This window comes from Corallococcus sicarius, assembly GCF_003611735.1.
In the GTDB taxonomy this organism is placed as follows: Bacteria; Myxococcota; Myxococcia; order Myxococcales; family Myxococcaceae; genus Corallococcus; species Corallococcus sicarius.
In genome coordinates, this window is record NZ_RAWG01000020.1 from 47,849 (window position 1) to 54,991 (window position 7,143).

General features: G+C 71.5%; 3 protein-coding genes. 2 read left to right on the top strand and 1 reads right to left on the bottom strand.

Features of this window, described 5'->3' with window-relative positions; all coding sequences use genetic code 11:
* Positions 1–168: 168 nt before the first annotated feature.
* On the top strand, positions 169–4,065 hold the full coding sequence (gene purL / locus D7X12_RS04935; RefSeq protein ID WP_120624112.1) for a phosphoribosylformylglycinamidine synthase: 3,897 nt from the start codon (positions 169–171) through the stop codon (positions 4,063–4,065).
* A gap of 21 nt (positions 4,066–4,086) precedes the next feature.
* Here the strand turns inward: purL and D7X12_RS04940 are convergent, their stop codons facing one another.
* A complete protein-coding gene (locus D7X12_RS04940; protein WP_120624113.1) occupies positions 4,087–5,979 on the bottom strand; it encodes a glycoside hydrolase family 18 protein in 1,893 nt (630 codons plus the stop codon).
* 353 nt (positions 5,980–6,332) lie between these two features.
* Between D7X12_RS04940 and D7X12_RS04945 the strand changes: the two genes are divergently transcribed.
* Positions 6,333–7,143, top strand: an 811-nt coding sequence (locus tag D7X12_RS04945; RefSeq protein ID WP_439329350.1) for a FadR/GntR family transcriptional regulator, incomplete at its 3' end; no start/stop codon positions are given.

Here is a 7,143-nt window from a genome sequence, read left to right on the forward strand (position 1 = left end):
GGGAAGTACATAGAGTGATGGGGCGGAAACACGCCCACGTCGGCGGCGTTGCACCCACCCCGGCCGGGGGGCAGCCATCCAGACGCGAAGTCCGGGCCTTGTGACGCGGGGCGCAGTGATAAGGACGGCCCCGCTGTTACCTCCCGTCACCCGTTCGCAAGGTCCTCCATGCTCACGCTGCGCGGGGCTCCGGCCCTCTCCGAATTCAGGCTCGCCAAGCTGCTCGTCCGCTGTCGGGAACGGGTGCCCACGGTGGCCACCCTCTATTCGGAGTACGTCCACTTCGCGGACACGTCGGCGCCGCTGACGGACGCGGAAGGGGAGCGGCTCTCGCGCCTGCTGGAGTACGGCCCCCACGCGGCGAAGCGCGAGCGCATGGGCACGCTGCTGCTCGTCGTGCCGCGTCCGGGCACGGTGTCCCCCTGGTCGTCGAAGGCGACGGACATCGCGCACCACTGCGGCCTGGAGAAGGTGCGCCGCATGGAGCGCGGCATCGCGTTCTTCCTCACCGGCCCCGGTGGCCGCGCGCTGGAGGCGGACGAGGCCGCGGGCGTGGAGGCGGTGCTGCACGACCGGATGACGCAGGCGGTGCTGCCCCGGCTGGATGACGCGGCGGTGCTCTTCACCACGCACGCGCCCCGGCCGCTCACGCGCGTGGACGTGCTGGGCGGAGGCCGCGCCGCGCTGGTGAAGGCCAACGGCGAGCTGGGCCTGGCGCTGGCGGAGGATGAGATCGACTACCTGGTCGCGCGCTTCACGGAGCTTCAGCGCAACCCCACCGACGTTGAACTCATGATGTTCGCGCAGGCCAACAGCGAGCACTGCCGGCATAAAATCTTCAACGCGTCGTGGACGCTGGATGGAAAGCCCCAGGAGCGCTCGCTCTTCCAGGCCATCAAGAACACCTTCGCCGTGAGCCCCGGCGGCGTGCTGTCCGCGTACAAGGACAACTCCGCCGTCATCGAGGGCTTCGAGGTGGAGCGCTTCTTCCCGCAGGGGACGGCGCGCGAGTGGGGCGCCGTGCGCGAGCCCGCGCACATCATGATGAAGGTGGAGACGCACAACCATCCCACCGCCATCTCCCCATACCCGGGCGCGGCCACGGGCGCGGGCGGCGAGATTCGCGACGAGGGCGCCACCGGGCGCGGCGCGAAGCCCAAGGCGGGGCTCACGGGCTTCTCCGTCAGCCACCTGCGCATCCCCGGCTGCGAGCAGCCGTGGGAGGTGCCGTACGGCAAGCCGGACCGCATCGTGTCCGCGCTGGACATCATGCTGGACGGACCGCTGGGCGGCGCGGCGTTCAACAACGAGTTCGGCCGGCCCAACCTGTGCGGCTACTTCCGCAGCTTCGAGCAGCAGGTGCCCACGCCGGACGGCGTGGAGGTGCGCGGCTACCACAAGCCCATCATGCTGGCGGGCGGCCTGGGCAACATCCGCGCGGGCCACGTGAAGAAGGCCCCGCTGCGCGCGGGCGACAAGCTCATCGTGCTGGGCGGCCCGGCGATGCTCATCGGTCTGGGCGGCGGCGCGGCGTCCTCCATGGCGCAGGGCACGAGCGCGGCGGACCTCGACTTCGCCTCCGTGCAGCGTGACAACGCGGAGATGGAGCGCCGGTGTCAGGAGGTCATCGACCAGTGCTGGATGCTGGGCGACGCGAACCCCGTGCGCTCCATCCACGACGTGGGCGCGGGCGGCCTGTCCAACGCGCTGCCGGAGCTGGCGCACGACAACGGCCTGGGCGGCCGGCTGGAGCTGCGGCTCGTGCCCAACGATGAGCCGGGCATGTCTCCGGTGGAGATCTGGTGCAATGAGGCGCAGGAGCGCTACGTGCTGGGCGTGGCGCCGGAGGATCTGCCGCGCTTCGCCGCCCTGTGCGAGCGCGAGCGCGCGCCCTTCGCCGTGCTGGGCGAGGCCACGCAGGAAGAGGTGCTCACGCTCAGCGACCGCGAGCTGGGGGACACGCCCATCGCGCTGCCCATGGACGTGCTCTTCGGCAAGGCGCCGCGCATGCACCGCGAGCACGTGTCGCGCCCGCTGAAGCACGCGCCGCTCGCCCTCCCCGGGGACCTCAAGGCCCTGGCGCATGCCGTGCTCGCGCACCCGACGGTGGCGGACAAGTCGTTCCTCATCACCATTGGCGACCGCACCGTGGGCGGCCTCACCGCGCGCGACCAGATGGTGGGCCCGTGGCAGGTGCCGGTGGCCGACTGCGCGGTGACGCTGTCGTCCATCCTCTCCACCACCGGTGAGGCCATGGCCCTGGGCGAGCGCACGCCGGTGGCGCTCATCGACGCGGCGGCCTCCGCGCGGATGGCGGTGGGCGAGGCGCTCACCAACCTGGCGGCGGCGCGCATCGACAAGCTGTCGGACGTGAAGCTGTCCGCCAACTGGATGGCGGCGGCGGGCAGCCCCGGCGAGGACGCGAACCTCTACGCCGCGGTGCACGCGGTGGGCATGGAGCTGTGCCCCGCGCTGGGCATCGCCATCCCGGTGGGCAAGGACTCCATGTCCATGCGCACGCAGTGGCAGGACGACGGCGCGAAGAAGGCGGTGACGTCGCCGCTGTCGCTCATCATCACCGCGTTCGCGCCGGTGCTGGACGCGCGCCGAGCGCTGACGCCGCAGCCGGTGGACGTGGCGGGCGACACGCGGCTCGTGCTGGTGGACGTGGCCGCGGGCCGGCAGCGCCTGGGCGCCTCCGTGCTGGCGCAGTGCCACCAGCAGGTGGGCCCCGAGTGCCCGGACGTGGACGACCCGGCGCGCCTGAAGGGCTTCTTCACCGGCGTGCAGGACCTCCAGGCGGCGGGCGTGCTGCTCGCCTACCACGACCGCTCCGACGGCGGGCTCTGGGCCACGCTCGCGGAGATGGCCTTCGCGGGCCACTGCGGCGTGGACGTGGACCTGACGCCCCTGGGCGGTGACGCCGTGGCGGCCCTCTTCAACGAGGAGCTGGGCGCGGTGGTGCAGGTGCGCGCGGCCGACGTGGCCCGGGTGCGGGAGGTCTTCGCGCGGCACGGCCTGGGCGCGCACGTCCACGAACTGGGCCGGCCGACGGTGGCGCAGACGGTGCGCGTGCGGCACGGCAAGAAGAAGCTGCTCGCCGAGGACACCGTGGCGCTCAAGCGCACCTGGTCGCGCGTCAGCTACGAGATGCAGAAGCTGCGCGACAACCCCACCTGCGCGGAGCAGGAGTACGCGGCGAAGTGCGACGCGGGGGATCCGGGCCTGTCGCCGGTGCTCACGTTCGACCTCACGGTGGACGTGGCGGCGCCCTTCATCGGGAAGGGGGCGCGGCCCCGCGTGGCGGTGCTGCGCGAGCAGGGCGTCAACAGCCAGCAGGAGATGGCGGCGGCGTTCACCCGCGCGGGCTTCACCGCGGTGGACGTGCACATGAGCGACCTGTTGGCGGGCCGCGTGTCGCTGAAAGACTTCCACGGCGTGCTGGCGTGCGGCGGCTTCAGCTACGGCGACGTGCTGGGCGCGGGCGGCGGCTGGGCGAAGTCCATCCTCTTCAACCCGCGCACGCGCGACGCGTTCTCTGAATTCTTCGCGCGGCCGGACAGCTTCGGCCTGGGTGCGTGCAACGGCTGCCAGATGTTCGCGCAGCTGCGCGACCTCATCCCCGGCGCGGACGCGTGGCCGCGCTTCGTGCGCAACGCATCCGAGCAGTTCGAGGCGCGCCTGGGCACGGTGGAGATCTCCCCGTCGCCCTCGCTGTTCTACCGGGGCATGGAGGGCAGCCGGATGCTCATCGTCGTGTCGCACGGCGAGGGGCGCGCGGAGTTCTCCAGCGCCGAAGAGGCCGCGCGCGTGAACGGGCTGGGCCTCGTTACGACGCGCTGGGTGGACAACCGCGGGCAGGTGGCGACGAAGTACCCGGCCAACCCCAACGGCTCGCCGCATGGCATCGCGGGGCTCACCACGAAGGATGGGCGCTTCACCATCACCATGCCGCACCCGGAGCGCGTGCACCGCACCGTGCAGCACTCCTGGGCCCCGACGGCCTGGGGTGAGGACGGCCCGTGGATGCGCATGTTCCGCAACGCCCGCGCCGCGTTGGGGTAGGCGGACGCCGGGGCCTTCCCGCTACGGGAGGAAGGCCCCCTTCACCGCGTCCAGCAGTGGGTTGGCGCCGGTGGCGGGGTCGACGCAGCCCTGGTTCAGGGTCCAGATGATGGTTCCGCCGTAGCCCTCCTGCTTCACGAAGGCTCCCTTGGCGGCGATGGCCTGGGGGCTGTCGTAGGAGATCCACGTCACCGTGCCGTCCTCCACGAGCTTGTCCGGAGCGAACGTCACGTAGCTGGCCTGGGCCTTCTCGTCCCAGTGGTACGTGCCCTGCTTCGAATAGCGGAGGATCTTCTTGTAGGTGAACGAGTTGTCCCCGCCCACGTAGTCGGACCAGTGGGTGAAGGGCTGGTAGGGGCCGGTGATGTGGCGCCACGCGAGGCCGTAGAAGGGGATGCCGAGGCCCAGCTTCGCCTTGGGGATGCCCGCCTTCACCCACAGCTCCAGGCTGGAGGCGATGGACGTGGGGTGCAGCCCCTGTTCGCCCTTCAGCGCGGACGTGTGCCAGGACTTCCAGCCGTCCCACGGACCAATCATCTCGTAGGACATGAGGTTCAACTGGTCGAGGTGCGTCGCCAGCTCCGCGAACCAGGGGTCGGCGTCGGTGGGGAAGTTGGTGTTGATCCAATGGAGCGGGAAGGTGAGGAGCATCTTCGGCCGCGCCTCGCGCAGGGCCTTCACCAGGGCCAGCAGCTTCGGCCGGTCGTCCTTCTCCACGGGCTCCCAGTCCAGGTCGAGCCCGTCGTAGCCGAAGTCATCCATCGCCTTCAGCAGCGAGCGGACGAACTTCGCGCGGTTCGCGTCGGACGCCGCGCCCACCCAGCCGTCGTGCTCACCGGAGCCGCCCACCATGATGAGCGCCTTGCGGCCCGCGGCGTGCGCGCGCTTCGACAGCGTGCGGGCGATCTCCGGCCCCCGGTCGTTGTCGAACTTCGTGCTCAGCGTGCCGTCCGCTTTCGGCGTGACGCGGCCCACGAGGATGTGCGTGAGCGCGCTGAAGTCCACCTTCTCCGGTGGATAGTCGTCCGCGTTCCAGCCCGTGTAGTAGCCCGACACCCACCTGCCGCCCTGGCCCGGGGGACCCCTCACGGCCTGGGCCGCGCCCACCACCACGCTGGCCACGGCCATCTGGCTCGGGTCGGCCTTGCTCCGGGCCATCACCCGGTACGTGCCCGGCTTGCGGGGCGCGGTGTAGACGCCGGTGGCGCTGAGGGTGCCGCGCTCGTTTCCGGGCTCCACGCTCCACGTCACTTCCGTATCCGTGCTGTTCGTCACGGTGGCGCGGAAGGCGTGCGTGGCGCCCGGAGCCAGGAAGACCGCGGGCGTCTCCAGTGTGACGCTCACCGTCCTGGGGCCCTGCTCGATGCTGATGTCGTCGAAGAAGAGGGGCGGCAGCGTCCTGCCGCTGTCCTCCTGGAGCCACAGGCCGGTGATGCGCGTGCGGCCTTCGGGCAGCAGCTTCGCCAGCGACACGCGGCACGTCGTCCACCTGCCGGCCGGGATGGCGCCGCCCTCGCAGGTCGGGCCCAGGGGCACGCCCACGGGCTGCTCGGGGCCGATGACGACGCGCGCGCGCACCGCCGCGTTCGCGCCGTCCTTCCCGCCGTTCACCTTGAGGACCAGCGTGTCCTCCGGTGACACGTCGAAGCCCGGGTGGCCGAAGTACAGCGCCTCCCACGGCCCCATCGTCACGGAGATCGCGCGGCTGCCCGAGGCCCCTGGCGCGGTGGCGCTCATCGCGTGCGCGCCAGCCCACGTCAGGTCCTCCCAGGGCGACGCCAGCCGGTCCTGGTAGAGCCACGTCACCTGAGGGGGCGTGGGCGGTGCGGCTTTCGAGGGCGGGGCCCCCTGGGAAACACCGCCCATCAACAGCGCGGTGAGCAGCACCCGGAGTCCGGCCGGAGGTCGTCGCATGGCCTCCCATCCTCGCAGAGGAAGCGGAGGCGCGTCCTGCCTCGGGAGACTGGGCAGGTCGTCAGAAGTTCGTCGACAACGCCTGTGACCCGAAGTTCGCGCGCAAGGACGCGCTTTGCGCAGCGCAAGGTCAGGGCGCGACGGAGTGCTGGATCGGACGCCCATGTTGCGGTCCGCACGTAGAGGCGCCCGCCGCGCGCACTTCGCGCCCAACCTGTCCGACTGTCGGACAGGTTCGTGCCACATGGGGCCGCAGGCTGCGCCGGCCCGGCGGGAAATGACGAGGACGGGTGGCCCTCGCGTCCATGTCAGACCCCTGTGGCTTGGTGGGAGAGGCTGGGGCGACGAGGGCGGTGGCGATGGAGCGGGTCGGGCTGGTGGCGTACGTGGAGGAGCAACTCGAGCGTGAGATTTCGCTGGGGAGGCTGCCGGAGAGCGGGCAGCTGGGCTCGGAGCAGAAGCTGGCACGTCGCTACGGGGTGTGCCGGGGCACCGTGCGCGAGGCGCTGCGACGGCTGGCGGCGCGGGGGCTGGTGGTGCAGCACCCCGGACGCATGGCGCGTGTGGTGGCGTTGAACGAACCGCTGACGCTGGAGAACCTGGGCCTGGCGCTTCACGAGGAGCTCTCCCCGGAAGGCCGTTGGCTGCTTGAGGGCTACTTCTGCCTCAAGCGGCAGGTGCTGGTGGACCTGCTGGCCGACTGCTGTGAGCGCGCTTCCCAGGCGGCTTTGGGCAAGCTGGAAGAAGCCTGCTTCAGGCTGTGGGACGCGGCGCGCTGGGAGTCGGGGGCCCGGTGCGCACAGTTGGAATTCGACTTGCTGCGGTTGGCAGGCCAGGCGGCGGCCCGTCCCGGTCACCTGCTCCTCATTCAATCGCTGCAGCGGGCCTTGCACGGTGGCGCGGCGAGGCTCCTGTCCTTCATGGGCGGTGAGCCGCTGCGCCAGTGGGCCGGCTGTGCGATGGAGGCCCTGCGGGTACGCGACACGCGGGCGCTCCAACTCCAGGTGCTGGCGCTGCTGAGGACCTGCGATGAGCGCGTGCTCGACAACTTCGCCCCAGAAGCCCATCGCGCCCAGGAGTGCCCCCTCGGCGACCCCGCGTCAGCCCCCCAGCAGGAAGAGGCGCTGGCGGCACGGCCCTGTGTCGAGGTGCCCGGGGCTGCAC